At 58.8% G+C, this 15,672-nt stretch carries 11 protein-coding genes; 4 read left to right on the forward strand and 7 right to left on the reverse strand.

What is annotated here, in order from left to right; genetic code table 11:
* Positions 1–65: 65 nt before the first annotated feature.
* On the forward strand, positions 66–584 hold the full coding sequence (locus tag H1B37_RS17440) for a hypothetical protein (protein ID WP_182867940.1): 519 nt from the start codon (positions 66–68) through the stop codon (positions 582–584).
* Positions 585–655: 71 nt separating this feature from the next.
* Positions 656–1,480 (forward strand): hypothetical protein, encoded by an 825-nt coding sequence (locus H1B37_RS17445; RefSeq protein WP_182867941.1) that lies wholly within the window; start codon positions 656–658, stop codon positions 1,478–1,480.
* A 745-nt stretch (positions 1,481–2,225) separates the two neighbouring features.
* Here the strand turns inward: H1B37_RS17445 and H1B37_RS17450 are convergent.
* The gene (locus H1B37_RS17450; RefSeq protein WP_182867942.1) at positions 2,226–3,413 is read right to left on the reverse strand and encodes a hypothetical protein; all 1,188 of its coding nucleotides are present in this window, start codon (positions 3,411–3,413) and stop codon (positions 2,226–2,228) included.
* 19 nt (positions 3,414–3,432) lie between these two features.
* Positions 3,433–4,539 (reverse strand): hypothetical protein, encoded by a 1,107-nt coding sequence (locus H1B37_RS17455; protein ID WP_182867943.1) that lies wholly within the window; start codon positions 4,537–4,539, stop codon positions 3,433–3,435.
* A 432-nt stretch (positions 4,540–4,971) separates the two neighbouring features.
* Here H1B37_RS17455 and H1B37_RS17460 point away from each other — a divergent pair, with 432 nt between their 5' ends.
* The gene (locus tag H1B37_RS17460) at positions 4,972–6,486 is read left to right on the forward strand and encodes an alginate export family protein (RefSeq protein WP_182867944.1); all 1,515 of its coding nucleotides are present in this window, start codon (positions 4,972–4,974) and stop codon (positions 6,484–6,486) included.
* Between the two features lie 68 nt (positions 6,487–6,554).
* Here H1B37_RS17460 and H1B37_RS17465 read toward each other — a convergent pair whose 3' ends face one another.
* From H1B37_RS17465 to H1B37_RS17480, 4 genes are all read right to left on the reverse strand, one after another.
* Positions 6,555–8,798: a methyl-accepting chemotaxis protein gene (locus H1B37_RS17465; protein ID WP_220498252.1), complete on the reverse strand. Its 2,244-nt coding sequence runs from the start codon at positions 8,796–8,798 to the stop codon at positions 6,555–6,557.
* Positions 8,799–9,025: 227 nt separating this feature from the next.
* Positions 9,026–11,884 carry a hybrid sensor histidine kinase/response regulator gene (locus H1B37_RS17470; RefSeq protein WP_182867946.1) on the reverse strand — a complete coding sequence of 953 codons (2,859 nt, stop codon included), beginning with the start codon at positions 11,882–11,884 and terminating at the stop codon, positions 9,026–9,028.
* A 158-nt stretch (positions 11,885–12,042) separates the two neighbouring features.
* Complete coding sequence (locus H1B37_RS17475; RefSeq protein ID WP_182867947.1) at positions 12,043–12,906, reverse strand: CBS domain-containing protein; 864 nt, start codon at positions 12,904–12,906, stop codon at positions 12,043–12,045.
* Between the two features lie 271 nt (positions 12,907–13,177).
* On the reverse strand, positions 13,178–14,197 hold the full coding sequence (locus H1B37_RS17480) for a site-2 protease family protein (RefSeq protein WP_182867948.1): 1,020 nt from the start codon (positions 14,195–14,197) through the stop codon (positions 13,178–13,180).
* Between the two features lie 253 nt (positions 14,198–14,450).
* On the opposite strand from H1B37_RS17480, the gene H1B37_RS17485 reads away from it, so the two are divergent.
* A complete protein-coding gene (locus H1B37_RS17485) occupies positions 14,451–14,828 on the forward strand; it encodes a universal stress protein (protein ID WP_182867949.1) in 378 nt (125 codons plus the stop codon).
* Between the two features lie 148 nt (positions 14,829–14,976).
* Here H1B37_RS17485 and H1B37_RS17490 read toward each other — a convergent pair whose 3' ends face one another.
* Entirely contained in the window at positions 14,977–15,672 is a 696-nt protein-coding gene (locus H1B37_RS17490) for an MOSC domain-containing protein (RefSeq protein WP_182867950.1), read from the reverse strand.

A 15,672-nucleotide genomic window follows, 5' to 3' on the forward strand; every position in this document is an offset into this window, starting at 1 on the left:
CCATTGTAACCGGGGCGTAACAATGACATCCACCGAAGGACGCGAGCCAAGCGGTTTGGCGATGGTTGAGTCTTTCGCGCGTCCTCGGTGATGTCCACCGTTCGCCGATTGATGAAACTGTGAATCCATATGCTGCATCAACATCGTATGCGAACGACACTCCAGTAGTTGACCCGAAGAATCCAGCCAAACCTCTGTTGATCCTGGTTGGAACTCTTTATGCTGCAACAGGGCCGTTGACGATTCTCTCTGGCTTGCAGGCCGGGCTCCATTTGATCGCAGCAGGATTTGCAATGCTCATTCTCGGCTGCGCCACCATCTGGCTGGGAATGCGTGACTTCACCCCGGCTTTCCGCAACTTGACAATTGGATGGGGGTGTTGCCTCGCTGCATTTTTCGCTTGGGCTTCATTCTCGGCCTACGACCCAAGCGATCTTGGCGGATCAATATTCTTTGGTGTCGTGTTGATCGCAGTGACGCCTATACCGATACTGGCGTTTCGGCAATCCGCACGCCATCACGTCAATTCGGCCGAAGCAGGGCGAGACGGCGAACCAGCGGATGCACGTGAGCCGCCGAGTTGAATTTATTGAAGTGGTCAGTCGTTCGCGGCGGCCACGTGATCGTTACGTTCGCCGACTGAGACACAATCTTGATGGATCGACTCGACGCCAAACTTGACATGCTCCTCAAACTCGGCCGCCTCTTCGGGCCGCTTGAGCGGCTGATTGAGACACCAGAGGACTTCGACGAGCAAGAACGAGCCGAGACTCTGGCGCGATACTTTGCGGAGTATCCCAAGCTGAACGATGAATGCCGCGCGTTCTCGATTGGTCAAACGGGGCACAACTATCAGATCGAATTCGAGAAGTTTTTCAACGCGCTTTACGGAGTTGCCAATAGGCTGAAGAACGGCCATGCACTTGAAGACGTTGTTCGCGAAAATCTGAAGATTGCACGCGACGCGATTCAGGCAATACCCGTGCCCCGATCCTCGGTGATTCTTGAAGCCGGAACTCCATTCACCGCATTTTGTCGGCTTCGTTCACTTTGCGAAGCCGATGCAAAGAACTCCCTAATTTGGTTTGACCCTTACTTCGGGGCCAACATTTTCCATAGGTACGTTCAATTCGTCTCCAACGACGTTCGCGTAACGCTCGTTGCCTCGGAACCGGGGCAACGCGCTGGACGGGCGAATCGAGACCGATGGGACGAGTTTCTCGATGTATCGCGCCTATTCGCGGCAGAACGTGGCCATGACAAATATCGCCTTGTAATCGCCGATTCACTTCACGATCGCTGGCTGGTGCTGGACGACAAACGAATATACTCCGTAGGTGGATCGGCCAAAGACGCTGCCTCGACAGATGTCTTTACTATAACGAGCGTTGAACCGTCGGCAGCGAATCTCCAATGCATTGCTGATACAATTGAAAATAGCGACGAATGGTTTGGCCCGGACTCACAGACACATCGGTAATTGTCTCGCAAAATCGCGGCGAACCATCGGTATCGGACAGGGACCCGGATTGCTCCGGGTTCCCTCCCACACCACTGTTGAACGCGTCGGACTGGTGGCGCAGGGACCACGGAAGCCAGGGACGCCACGAGAGAGCCACACGGACGCCACGGGATGATTGAGCCGGGCGGACACGGAAGGCGACAGGGAGAGGCTGAGGGGCGAGAGCAGTGGATCGCAAATCGGTTTCCCAAGGGACGACACCCGACGACACTTGCTGTCTTTAGAAACCCCCGTAAACACTGGGAAAACGGCACTTTTCGAAAATGGTAGACAGGACGCAGAAAACGCGGTATTCTCTTACTCAAGAGCACTTAAAGGCCTCGACTCTTAATCCGTGGGTCGTAGGTTCGAGCCCTACCGGGGGTACTGCGGAGCAGGCCACTTCGCAATTCCACAGGCCGGGTCCATGTGACCCGGCTTTTTTTGTGCACGCAACGCAACGCACTTCGCGGCATCGAGCGATGCATCGGGGATGCGGCGACAGGAAAATGGATGACAAGAAAATGGGGTGCGTGCGAGCCGAATTGGAGAAACTCAGCACTCGTTTTACGTGCCGGCGTGATCTGTCAACGGGCACTGCATTTTTCTGCCCTCCATTTTTCTGCCACGCGATCGCCGATGGCGACCGAGGGTTTTTGATCGAGGTTTCTGTCGACTCCGCCCCCTGCTACTTCTCGCGGCTCTAAGCTGGGGAAGGTGATGCTTAGCGGTTGCCTGCGAAAGCTTGACCGAGCGACTCATAGGGGGCCGGTGGTTGGTCGATCCGATAGCTGTCCGGGGACAATAGTGGGATCAGCGTCTTGAACTCTTCGGCGTCGATCAGTCGGTCGTCGGGTTGCTGCGAGAGCAATTGCAAGGCGTCCGCCCTGGCCAAATAGTAGGCCGACAACGTTTGCGTGTAGCGATAGCTCGCCAGCAGCACGGTCGTCAGGAACAGCAGCAACACGACCACACCGACTCGGACGGCCAGCAGGGTCACCCAAGGTTGATTGGCCCAGTTCGACTGGGCCTGATTAACTTCGAGCAACGCGTCGGAGATCCGCTGTTCGGCTTCAATGAGTTGCTCCGTCGTGGCCAAGCGATTCTTGGCTTCGTCATCCAACTGGACGAACAATCGGTCCTTTTCGCGCTTTGCATCGTCGTACAGCGGCGACAACGCCAACAATTCGCGTTGCAACATGCGAACGGCCGGTTCCTCGTCATCGCCGCCGACTGCCGAACTGAGTCTTTCCAGGCTAACAGTTAGGAAAGGGACATCGATCCCGCGTGTTCGCATCTGCTGGCCCGCGGTCCGGAAGACCTCGGCGGGGACTTTGGTGGCCGTCGTTCCTTCGATGGTGTGATACCGGAACGAGTCAAAGGGATACCGTTTGTCGGTCGGCTCGGCGGTCGCCAATTCCCGGCTGGCGTCCCGCGCCCACTGGATTCGGGGGCCGTACACGGGACTGCCTGCCAAATCCGCTCCGGGCTGGTAATTATTTAACGTCCATTCGAGTTCGTGGAAGATTCCGTACAGGTTGTACAAATCGCGAGCATGCAGGTAGGCCACTTCGGCCGCTGCTTCCTGAGTCAAGATCCCGGTCTTGATGTCACTCGCCTCCTGGACCTCGCGTTCAGCGGCGATGGCGTCGGTGAACTCGGTGGGCGCCAGAAAGACGGCGATGCCGCCGACGATGAACAGCAGGCTGAAAGCCAGCATCCAGCCGGCGCGGCGGCCCAGCCGACGTCCCCGGTCGGCGAACTTGTCGGCCATCCGCTGCAGATGATCCGTTCGTTCGACCTGGTCGCCGCGATAGATATCGCCGTAGTCCGGCTGGGTTTTCCATTTGGAAACGATCGACGAGAACAGTTGGCCGATCGCGGCGGTGATGCTCGGGGGTTGCTCCGACATGGATCTTTTCGTCAGCCGATCATTTCGTCAGCCGGTCAAACAGCGTCTGAAACAGTAGATTGTTTTTCGGTTCGCTCTCGGACGTATCGTTCACATCGAGCGCTCCGGTCTCCAAGGTAATACTCCGCGGGTTCAATTGGTTGATCTCCACTCGCATCAGGTACCGCATCCCCTGGGACGCGGCGGGTTGCTCGTAGTCGATGATCGACTCGTCCACCCGGCGGGGATTGAAGGATTCAAAGGGCGGGGCGGGGACGAATTCTGTGATCAGTTGTTCGAACACTTTGACGACTTCGCGGGAAATCGCGCCGGCCGATAACGGGGCCGCCACTTCGATGCCTTCTTGACGTCTGGTGGATCCACCGGCGGCCTTGAGCGATCCGACACTGCTGGCGACCGGGACGTCCACCGTTCGCGTCTCGCTGCGCATCACGGTTCGGGTCCGGGTCTCGGGCCGCATGACCTGCTCGGTGCGGGTCACGGGACGCAAAACCGTTCGCGTCCGATAGACGATGCGACGGCGTTTGTTGAACAGCCCGTAGCGTTCGACACAGCGAACCCGCTGTTGGACCGGTTCCATCACGGTCCGGGTCCGAAGTTCTGGGACCAGTACGTTGTACTCTTCCACTTGCGGCACCCGCACCTCTTTGGTGACCGTCTTCATCGTGATGACTTGGATCGGCGCTGCGGCAGCTTTGCGTGGCTTGGCGTAAACCGCCCGGTCGTTTTCAGGCAGCCCGAGTTCTGCGATCGTCTGATCATCCATCAACAGTTGCTCGGCCTCCGTCGCCTGCTCGGCTTGGGCGGCCTGCTCCGCCTGGGCGGTCGTATTGACCAACGCCGACGGGGGCCGGCGGTGATCGGCGGTGATGCGACGTTGGTCGGCGACCGAGAGTCGATTCAATTCGGTCCGCAGTCGTTTCCCCGCCTGATTGACAAACGTGACCGTGCCGCTCGGCTCGTCATAGCTCAACAGCGCTAGCGCTTCACTGGCCCGTCCGTCGGGGCTGGTCCAGACGCGGAACTTCCGACCATCGCTCTCACCGGCCATCAACGCGGGCCCCATCAACAAGACAAGTGGAAACCAGACCTGGCCGATGGATGCAGAAGCGAAGTGGAAACGCATGTGACCGTTTTGTGGATCGGGTTCGATGGCTGGAGTGAAGCGATCGCAAATCAGTGATTATCGCCTGCGACCGCTGGACGCCGGGAATGGAAGATCGGTAAACGAGCGGCTTGCCAGTCACAAAGTCCGACCCTTGCGCCTTTCCCCGTTTCATGCTAACTCCCCACTGCGAGCCTCGGCTACGGAAATGCTGGTGAAACCAACCGGAAGGGCATGCTCATGCATCAACCACGAACTCGGTCGCATGTGACAACGGGGAGCGAAGACACGTCATGGCGGGACGTGATGGCGTAAGCTGGAATCGCGGGCTGAATGACGCTTTGGGAAACCTTGCCGATTGTCAGGCGACGACAGCTGCGCAGGGCGGCAAGGTGTGTGGATCCGGCTGATTCGGTGGACCGGTGGCTCCCCCCATGACGAAGCTAGCTGCAAATGCGAGCTACAATCCCCAACACAGCCGTCGTCTTGATCAACACGCGATGCGGTCGACTGTCCGCGATCTGGATGCTCGCGGCCGCGGTAGCGATGTGGCCTGCATCACCGGCACGCGGGGACGATGCGAAACTCGCTCGCGATGCCTACGCTCAATCGTATCTCGAGAACGACTTCAGCTATCTCGATGACGATGATTACAACGGTTCCTATTTAGGTGAATCGTTGAAGCGACTGCGTCCCCTGGACTGCTTGACCATCGATGTCGGCGGTCAGTACCGAACGCGATTCCACAACGAAAACAATCTTCGTGGACGCCGCTTGAGCGGACGCAGCGACAATTTCTACCTGCATCGGACGCGGTTGTTCACCGATTTGCATTGGGGACAAGATCTGCGACTGTTTGCCGAGATGATTGATGCGACCAGCGAGGAGAATGACTTCACCTCGCGGCCGACCGAGTTGAATCGGATGGATGTTCAAAACCTGGTGGTCGACGTGCGACTGCTGACGCTGGGCTCAACCGACCAGTGGTGGCTCCGGGCGGGACGCCAGGAACTGTACCTCGGGTCACAACGCTTGGTCTCGAGCCGACCCTGGCGAAATACCCCCTTGAATCATGACGGCGTGCGCAGCTGGTGGTCTTCGAAAAATCATCGGTTGGATGCGTTCTGGGTTCATCCACTGAGCCCCGCTCAGCACATCCCCGAGGATCACAATTTCGATCGTCCGGATCGGAGTCGACAGTTTTTCGGTGCCTTTGTGCAAACGAAACAGGACGACCGCCTGTCGGAGGTGTACTACTATGGCCTGGTGGAAGACGATCCGCGGGTTCCTGACTTCGCCGGCAACCTGGGCGACTTTGATATTCACACGATCGGCGGGCGGGTTAAGGTCAACCACAACGACAACCATTTCGAATTGGAAGGCGGATATCAATTCGGTACCTTTTCGACGCTCCGTCACTCGGCCGGATTCTTTACCGCTGGCATCGGTCGTGACCTGACGCGAATCCCGATGAAGCCGACGCTGTGGTTGTTTTTCGACTGGGCGTCCGGCGACAGTGACCTGGATGATGGGACGCATGGGACGTTCCAACAACTGTCACCACGAGGGCATTTCTACCTCGGTTGGGCGGATTTGACCGGACGCCAAAACATCCAGGACCTGAATCTGCAGATGTCGATCCCGGTCACCGAGAGTGTTGAATTTCGGTCCTACTTCCACAGTTTCTGGTTGGAAAGTCGGAAGGATGCCGTGTATAGCCTGGGCGGGGCACCGCTTTACCAAGACCCCACTGGTTCTGCATCGAATCAGCTTGCCACCGAATTGGATCTGCAGGTTCGCTGGAGTATCACACCGAGAACGCATTTCTTGTGCGGCTACACCTATCTGTGGGCGGGGGACTACTTTGACAGTCCGGTCATTCAAAACGGGCCTGCCGGGATCGCAAACAACGGCGTCAACGGCGGCGACGGCGAATTCACTTACGCTCAGTTCACGCTGAGGTTCTAGGCGGTGTCTGAAGCGTCGCCGCGAGCGAAAAGAGGGCGGGGGGCTGTCACGGGCATCAGCGTTGGTGTCTAACCTTCCGGTGATTTCCCACTGCTGCTTTGCAGCGCGGAGGAGCTTGCGGTCAACTTTGCCAGTTCGGAACTGAGGCTGCTGAGGTCCATGGCAGATTGTTCGATCTGTTTGAGTGCTTTTGCGTTTTCGACGGCGACCGCTTCGATGCTTGTCATCGCTTCTTTCAATTGAATCGCCCCCGAGGCTTGTTCGCTTGCCGATTGTGAAATCTGTTTTGCACTGCGTGCTGATTCCGAAATCGTTGTCAGCAGACGATTCACCAAATCGCCGGTTTCCGCGGCGACCTCGGCGGCTTCGATGGCAGCCTTCATGCCTTGTTCGGTCGACGCCACAGCTTGGCCGGTCGCGTCAACGATTTCCGACAGGATTTTGCGGACTTGCACGGTTGCGTCCTTGGACTGGCCGGCAAGTTCCCTGACCGCTCTGGCAACGACGGCGAATCCCTGGCCGAGTTCGCCGGCGCGCGACGCTTCGATGGCTGCGTTGAGCGCCAACACATTTGTTTGTTCGGCAATATCATTGACCGTCGCGGTGATTTCGGCAATCGTTTGAGCGCGGTCGGCGAGCGACAGAATCGTCCGGGCGGTCGATTCGCTTCGCGATTGAACCGATCGGATCGCGTCGATCGAATTCGACATCGCGTCGCGTCCCTGTTGGGCAGCCACTTCTGCTTTTCCCGCTTGGACCACCATTTCGTCCGCCCGGCCCGACGTCTGGTGGGCAATCTGTGCGACTTCGTAGACCGCTCCGGCGGTTTGAGAGACTGCCGCGACCTGCTCCTGCGAGCCGCGCGCTTGACTGGACGTCGACTGCAAAATGTCGTCACTGGCTGCGTTCAGTCGACGGACTGCGTCACCGACGGCGTGAAACAATTTGTCTCGTTCGGCTTGGGCGGCAAGCATTTCCTCCTGATAGGCGAGCGTTTCGCGCTGTGAAAGCAAGGTTTGGTTCTGGTCCCGCAACACGTCTTCTTTTTCCTGCAGGTGCCGCACCATTTGCTGCAAATTGTTGGTCATTTCATTGAAGGCCGAAGCCAATTCGCCGGTCTCATCACTGCTGTGAACCGTGATGCGGTGGTCGAACGCTCCTCGGCCGATCCGCGTCGTTCCGTCGAGCAATTCGCCGATCGGCTGGGTAATCGAATGAGCGATCCACCAGCCCGTGGCAACGACGATGACGGTCGCAATGATCGCCAGCCAAATGATCCGGTTTCGCAATTGAATGACCGGTGCGAAGACAGTCGAGTACTTTCTCGCCTCCAACAGCGTCCACCCGATCCCGCCAAAGTCGCCGTGGCCGCGTGAATAAGCGAAGGCGCCGAGTAGTTCCTCCCCCGTGTCTGGATCGGTCAAGCTGGCAGTCACCTCTGGGCTGTCTGGCCCCAGCGTGATTCCCGAAAAATACGCCGAACCATCTTGCATGTCCCGTGAGAACGTGTTGGATTTCCGGATGATGTCGCGTTGACGATTAAACAAGATCAAATGACCGTCGGCGTGAGTCCGGTGTCGTGTATCGTCGATGATGTTCACCACTTCGCGAATGTTCATGACCGCTTTTAAAACCCCCAGCAGGTTGCCATCATCGTCAACCGACCGCAGACAAATATCGATCGAATACAGGCCCGCACTATCGTCATAGGCGGCGTCGCCGATGAACATTCCTTCCGTCGCGGCTTGTTGCCACCATGACTCGTCGCTTTGCTGATAGTCCGATGTCCGGCTGGTCTGGGCGACATTGCCCCCGAATCGGTTCGTCAAGAAAACTTCGCCGAAGACCGCGTAGCCGGCGGATTGATCCAGTTCGGTCAGCCGATTTCGTAGATCGCGAGCGAGATCATTTTCCGTGAACTGTTTCATCAACTCCGTGACGACACCCTCAGGGGTCGACTGCCACGCTTGATCGCGTTGGTCAATGATGGCTTGCGGATTTCCCTGGGCAGCAATCTGACGGTTCGATTCGATCAGTGTTTGGCGTACCAAATCAGACCTCAGGTACGCCTGCCAATTGGTGGCCCGTGTTTGGATGATCCAGTCAATCTCGTTCATCACGTCGCGGGCGCGAGTCGCGGAGTTCGCTTCGATCGCCTTCCGCAAACTCGACTGGCTGACACCCGTCGCATAGATTCCCACCAGCCAGATCAAAACTGCCGGCAGGATGGTCGCGAGCAAAAGTTTATAAACGATGCGCACGTTGACCTCGGCTGGATGGTCGAATGCTGAATACGAGTAAAGTCGAATCAATTGCGACCGTCATTGCGAGCGGCAAAAAGGTCAGGTACCAAAAACCCAATGGCCCGACGGATGCTTCGCATTTTTGGTACCTGCCCCCTTCTCCGCGGCACCCCAAGTTTAAGAGTTGACGAAGCACTAGGTTACCATCGGTCAGCGGTCTCGGGGCTATCGACGTGAATTCCTCTGCCGTCAACGGGCACCGCATTTTTCTGCCCCCCATTTTTCTGTCATCCGAGCTACTTGTTCAGCAGCAGCAGGGCGGCGATCAGGCGGCCGACTTCGGCGTCCAACGCTTCAATTTGCCCGTTCAGGTCGTCCGTGTCGGCGGTTTCGGCGGTGCTCTCCAGTCGTGACGCGTGGCGGACGACGTCGGCGGCGCCGAAGACCGAGGCGGATCCTTTCAGGGTGTGGGCGCAGCGGCGGATGGTGACGGTGTCGTGCGTGTCGGCGGCATCGCGAAGTTGTTTCACCAGATCCGTCGCCTCGCCGACCATCACGTCGGCCAGCAGACGAACCTGGGCGTCGTTACCCCGGCATCGTTTGCGCGCCGTTTCGATGTCGATCGCACCGAGGTTCTGCGCCGCCGCCGGATCCGCCACCAACGCGTCTAAATCGAGGGCCTCGGTTGGATCTGGAATCTGAACGGGCGTGGCAGTCGGGACATCGGCCCCGTTGTGGCCAGAAATGGTTGTGGGGCCGATGACGTGGTCACGGACGCAGCGTTCCATCACCTCGAACAGTTTTTCCGGATCGATCGGCTTGGAGACATAGCCGTCCATCCCGGCTTCGAGACAATCCTCCTGGTCGCCCTTCATCGCCCCGGCGGTCATCGCGATGATCGGCGTGTGTCGATCGACGTTGTGCTCGCTTTCGCGAATGATCCGTGTCGCTTCGATCCCGTCCATGTTCGGCATCTGGACATCCATCAGGACCAGATCAAACCGCTGTTGCTCAAGTGCCTCGATCGCCTCCACACCGTCCTCGGCGACCTGCACTTCGTGCCCCTGATGCGTTAACAGACCGATCGCCACCTTTCGATTGACTTCGCCGTCCTCGGCCAGCAACACTTTCAGCTTGCGATACTCTTTGGTTGCATCAGCGCTCGACTGCGGTTGAGCCGCTTCCTGGTGCCCGAGTGCTTTCAAGATGGTTTTCAGCATGTCCGAGTGCACGGCGGGTTTTTGCATGTACCGGGCAACGCCCAGTCGTCGGCACTGTTCGACGTCGCCGGCTTTGACGGCCGAGGAAAGCATGATGATTTGAAAGTCGTCGGATTTGACCTGTGATTCCTGTTGCATCGCGGCGGCGACGGCGAAACCGTCCATCGGCTGCATCACGCAGTCCAAGATGACCAGCGGGTAGGGTCGGCCATCGGCGGCGGCACGTTTGAATTGCTCGATCGCCTTCGACCCGTCCGGTGCGATGGTCACCGAAAGGCCCCAACCGGCGAGCATTTCATTCAGGATGCCGCGATTGGTTTCGTTGTCATCGACCACCAGTACAGGGACGCCTTCCAGGAGATCGCCGACACTTGCAGTGGGTTGTTGACCGGGGACACCAAGGTTGGCGGTGAAGAAAAACGTCGTCCCCTTTCCGACCTCGCTTTCCACCCAGATTCGACCGTCCATCAATTCGACCAGTTGGGTCGAGATCGTCAGCCCCAGCCCGGTCCCGCCGAAACGTCGATTGGTCGATGCGTCGGCTTGGCGGAAGGATTCAAAAATGGCTTGCTGGCGATCGGCGGGAATTCCGATGCCTGTATCGCGCACCGAAACCTGCAAACCGATCGAGGTGTCGCTGCGGGATTCGGCGTCCACGTCGACTTCGATTTCGCCTTGCTCGGTAAACTTGATGGCGTTGCCGACCAGGTTCACGATGATCTGCGCCAGTCGCCCGGCATCACCGACGACGACCTCGGGAATTTCTGGGGCGACGTGACAGAGCAATTCCAGCCCCTTGCCACCGGCGCGGCAACCGAGTGTTTGAATCGTCTGCCCGACGCAATCGCGCAGGTTGAAGGGCTGCTGTTCCAGATCCAGTTTGCCGGCTTCGATTTTGGAGAAGTCGAGGATGTCGTTCAGCAGCCGCAGCAGCGAGTCGGCGGACTGTTTGACCATGTTCAAGTAGTCGCGTTGTTCCTCGGTGGGCTCGGTGTGTAGCAACAACTCGGTCATGCCGATGATGCCGTTCATCGGGGTACGAATTTCGTGGCTCATGTTGGCCAGAAACTCGCTCTTGGCCTGGTTGGCTTGTTCGGCCATCTCCTTGGCGGCTTCGGCGATCTCCTTGGCCTCGCGCACTTGTTGTTCTGCCAAGTGTCGTTGGGTGACGTCCCAAAACATGATTTGGATGCCGCTGATGTTTCCGGCGGCATCATGGACCGGGCCTTTGAAGGTTTCGACATAAATCCGCTGGCCGTCGGATTTCTCGTGTGCCTCGACATAATTGAACGCTTTGCCCGCTTTGACGATGCGGCGATCGTCCTGGCGATACTTCTTGGCCAGGTCCTTGGGGAACAAGTCGAAATCGGTCTTGCCGAGAACCTCGTCCAACGTCATCCCCATCGACTCGCAATAGAGTTGGTTCCCGAACACCACCCGGCCTTTGAGATCCTTGCGGACCACTTGCATGGGCATCGATTCGACCAGAGACGAATAGAGTGCTTCGGATTCGCGGATCGCACTGATGTCGGTGCCGATGCCGCCGACGAATTTGGGTTTGCGGTTGGCGTCATGGACGACACTGACGCGATCATGCAGCCAAATCACCGAGCCGTTGGGTCGCACGATGCGATAGTCCTGTTCGACGTTTTTTTTCTTTAACAACTCGCTCAGGTTCTCGACCACCTGTGGCCGATCATCCGGGTGGATCGCGTCGAGCCAGTAATCGGGATCGGCGGCCAATTCCTTCAGCGGTTTGCCGTACACGCGTTCGGCGACACGATTGACGTACAGGAGTTTTCCGTCGAGTGTCGTGCACCAGACCAGATGCCGAGCGGCGTGGATCAGCGTGCGCAGAAGCTGATCCTTGGTAAAGGTTTGGTCCTTGGTCTCGCGTAGCGCGCCCAGGTCCATGTAGGAGGTTCGAATATCCACCGCGTACCGCTCCGACGTCGAAGAGTTTCCCCGGAAGCAGTCATTCCAGGGACCTTATTCTACCTCAGCGGACCGCGTCCTTCTCCCGTTAAGCTGCAATCCGGGCGGAATGCGGGTTGGGTGGCACGGGTTAACGGGGCAAATCAACGTCGCCCAATTCACTTGACCAGTCCCAGCAAGACATCCTTGGCGGTGACCATCCCCACCACCCGATCGGCCTCGTCGGCGATCAAGACGAACGACGACTTGGTCCGATGCAACAACGGCAGAACGCGGCTGACCGGTTTGGATTGTGCCATCACCGTCATCGGTCGGGCCAATTTGCGAAGATCAAAGTCGTTGGATTCGGCCATCAAGATCCGTTCGATACTGACCCAACCGACGAACCGATCTCCGGTTTCACTGGCGACCGGATAGCAGGTGTGCGGAAACTCACGGACACGATCCAAGGTTTCCACTAACGAATCGGCAACGTTCAATGCGATGATCGCTTTCCGCGGGCGCATCACGGCACTGATCGAAATGTTTTCAAACGGCGACTCGTCGACCGGTTGGAATTCGACCGAATCGCGGATCCCCGCGGCGCCACCCGCTGCGTCCGTTGCCGTCTCGTCCACCGGCGGGTCAAGTTCGATGTTGCAGCCGTAGCAGATCGAGATGCTGCTGGGGTAGACCGCCCCGCAGTTGCTGCAGTGGCGGGTGCGTCCGTCGTCCTCGGGCAGGACGGGTTTGCCGAAGCTGTCGATGATCCGCAACACGCCGGTATCGCTGAGCGACCGGGGTTCAACCTGTGAAGGGGCACTGTCCTGTGAAGGGTCGCTGGCGTCCGTGACGACGGCCGCCGTCGTGCCCGGCCGATCAAACCGAAACTTGGTCTGGCAATGTGGGCAGCGGACCTCGCGGTGCAGCCACCCGGCGTCGCCGCGGACACGGTGTCCGTTGGGGCATTCGGTCGTCACGTATTCGGTTGAGTCGGCGGTCACGGTGGACTCCCAGCGGCTGTTCAGGCTTTGTGATTGCAAACCTGTGTCGATCTCATCATGGCGATCCAGTCCCCTCCATGATCGCAGATCGACACGGGCCAAGCTAGCCTTGAGGCGATTCCGCGTCGCCGCGTGGGACATCGATTGTTTAGGTGACGGATTTGATCGTCGCGGAAGTCGCCACGACGTTGACAAGCCGCCGGCCCTCTCTGGTGTTTGCTTACTGCGCAAACGCCGTCTCTTCTGGCGGGAGAGCATCTCAATCGGTTGCCAAATCCTGCAGCGATTGAATCGACATCCCCTTTCCCGACTACATCATCGAAGGCGAACGCAGGTTCCGGAACGGCAGGAAACGGCCGGCCAACAGTCGCTCCATCGAGAACGATCCCATGCCGGCCGCGACGGCCTTGAGCAGGTCGCACTTGCGAACCACCGCCACCACCACCCCGTGGCTGGACACCAAGAATTCGTCGACCGATTGGTTGGACAACCACCCGAGAACATTTCGGGCGTCCCACTGGGCGCTGACCACCGGCAATGAGTGGCGATCGGGTGCCGCGGCATACGACGACGGTGCCTGTTGCGAACGATCATCGGGAAATCCTTCCAAGCTGGAACTGCCCATCGGTTGCCATCGCTGGGCCTGCCATGCGGCTTCACGCTCGACCATCATCGATTCACCGCGTCCGGCCAAGAACACGAAACCGGCCAAGATCACCAGCATCAAGTTCCCCGACAGCAGCCCGAACAAGGCAAACAGGATCGCGACGACTTGGCCCACGCCCGCCGCGGCCCGGGTCGCACTGCGGTAGGGCAAACCCAGCGCCAAGACCGAACGCAACACACGCCCTCCGTCCATCGGGAACGCCGGCAGCATGTTGAACACGACCAGGGCCACGTTCACCCACGCCAGCTTGCTCAGAAATGCGATCGCACCGACAGGCAGCAGCGACGTCGCCGCAAGCACCGGCAACAACGCAAACAACACCAGCGCGATCACCACGTTGACCGCCGGACCGGCCACCGCGATCGCCAACTCCTGCCACGGGCTCCGCGGGATTCGCTGCAAACTGGCGACGCCCCCGATCGGCAGCAGCGTGATGTCATGGGTCTCGATCCCGAACCGCCGGGCGGTCAATGAATGCCCCAGTTCGTGCAGCACCACGCAGCCAAAAATCGCGAAAACCAGCAACACTGCCACGGTGGCAGCGACCGCGCCGCTGCCGGCGGCCAGGCTGGAGTAGTAAATCCAGATCGGAAGCAGCAAAAACGTCCAGTGAATCCGCACATCGATGCCGGCGAGTTGTCCTAAATGCCAAGAACCTTTCATTCCAATCCTCCCAAAAGTAGTGACGCTGTGACACAAATGCACATTTCGTGCCAGAATCCGCCTCGTGGGACCATCCGTGGGTTCGCGCTGCCATCGGTGGGGACTGACCTCGGAGTGTTCCAGACGGCCGGGGGCAGGCGTGCGGCTGGATGCGGTATGATCAAGGTCGGCGTTCTCGCGCGTGCAACGAGACGCGCTGGGTTGCGTCCAACGGCTGAGATTCGATCGACCCTCAAAGCAACACGACAGACCGATGATGATTCTGGTGCCCACCGCGGGGGAAGAAGCAGCCGTTGAGATCGCCGATTACGTCATCGCGGTCGCCCGCCAATTGGACGCCGAATTGATGGTGTTACACATCTTGAAAGACGATGAAACCCCCGACGACGGCAAGGACTGTTGTGCGGTTTTCAGCGAAGCGGCCCACGACACCGGGGTGTCGGTCAGGTCCAAGGTGGCCACGGGAAATCTGGTCGACACGATCATCTCGGCCGCCAAGCAGGCCGACGCCGATCTGATCGTGATGGGGGCCAGCAGCGGCAACGTCGTCGAGCATTGGCTGAGCGCCGACGTGATGGACGAGTGCGAAGTCCCCGTGCTGGTCATCCCCCACTGCTATCGCAGGTTCTAGAGCGTCGTCAACGTTAAAACTTAGGGCGCCCTAGCACTACGGTTTCAGCCCGCTGGTTTGCGTTTCGATATCTTCTCCCCCGGTAGCTGTCCTTGGCGATGACGCCGGTCACACGGGCCTTGAGCGGAACGCGGCGACCGGAAATCGCCTAACGGCCGTTCAGCCGGGCCGATGGATCGCGCTCAATGCCTTTCGTGCCGCGTTGGTACAAGGTTTCTTTCCATGACGCTGACAACGCGGCGCACTCGGCAAGCCGTAGGTCGTCTTCGGAACACCGCGGCTTGGCGTACATGACCTCGATCGCCCGTGCGACGGTGAATTCAGCGAAGGGACGTTCGATCAGCTCAACGGACAGTCCCGGTTTAATCGTACCCTCCTGCAAGACTCGGAAGTACCAACCGGTGCGTCCGGTCTGTTGCACCCGCACGGCCAGCTTGGGCAACTGCCAGAAACGGGCCAACTTCCAGCAGGGTTGTCGAGGCTGTGACACCTGTAATTGGCAGCCGCCGATCTGCACGATGTCGCCGATGCAGTAATCCGCTTCGCTGCAACCTGAAAGCGTCAGGTTTTCACCGAAGCTGCCGGCGCAAAAGGGTATGTCGGGAAACTCTCGTTTCCAGCTGTTGTAGTGCATCGCGGAATAGGCCAGTACGGCCTTGTCGGGACCGCCATGATGTTTCAAGTCCGCTTGCTGGTCACCGTCGATGGTGGTCATACCGACCTTGACGTTCCCCAAAACCGGTTGCTTTGCGATGGCCGATGTCCACGGTTTGGCCGAATCGCCCGCGTCGTCGTAGCGACGCGGGCGACCGACCTGGATGGACTCAATCTGTCCAAGAATCAT

Source organism: Stieleria mannarensis, assembly GCF_014154935.1.
Taxonomy (GTDB): Bacteria; Planctomycetota; Planctomycetia; order Pirellulales; family Pirellulaceae; genus Stieleria; species Stieleria mannarensis.

Coding starts and splice junctions, on each gene's coding strand:
- H1B37_RS17460 (WP_182867944.1), top strand. CDS start 4,972: ATGCGAGCTACAATCCCCAACACAGCCGTCGTCTTGATCAACACGCGA.
- H1B37_RS17450 (WP_182867942.1), bottom strand. CDS start 3,413: ATGTCGGAGCAACCCCCGAGCATCACCGCCGCGATCGGCCAACTGTTC.
- H1B37_RS17490 (WP_182867950.1), bottom strand. CDS start 15,672: ATGATTCTTGGACAGATTGAGTCCATCCAGGTCGGTCGCCCGCGTCGC.
- H1B37_RS17445 (WP_182867941.1), top strand. CDS start 656: ATGGATCGACTCGACGCCAAACTTGACATGCTCCTCAAACTCGGCCGC.
- H1B37_RS17485 (WP_182867949.1), top strand. CDS start 14,451: ATGATGATTCTGGTGCCCACCGCGGGGGAAGAAGCAGCCGTTGAGATC.
- H1B37_RS17455 (WP_182867943.1), bottom strand. CDS start 4,539: ATGCGTTTCCACTTCGCTTCTGCATCCATCGGCCAGGTCTGGTTTCCA.
- H1B37_RS17480 (WP_182867948.1), bottom strand. CDS start 14,197: ATGAAAGGTTCTTGGCATTTAGGACAACTCGCCGGCATCGATGTGCGG.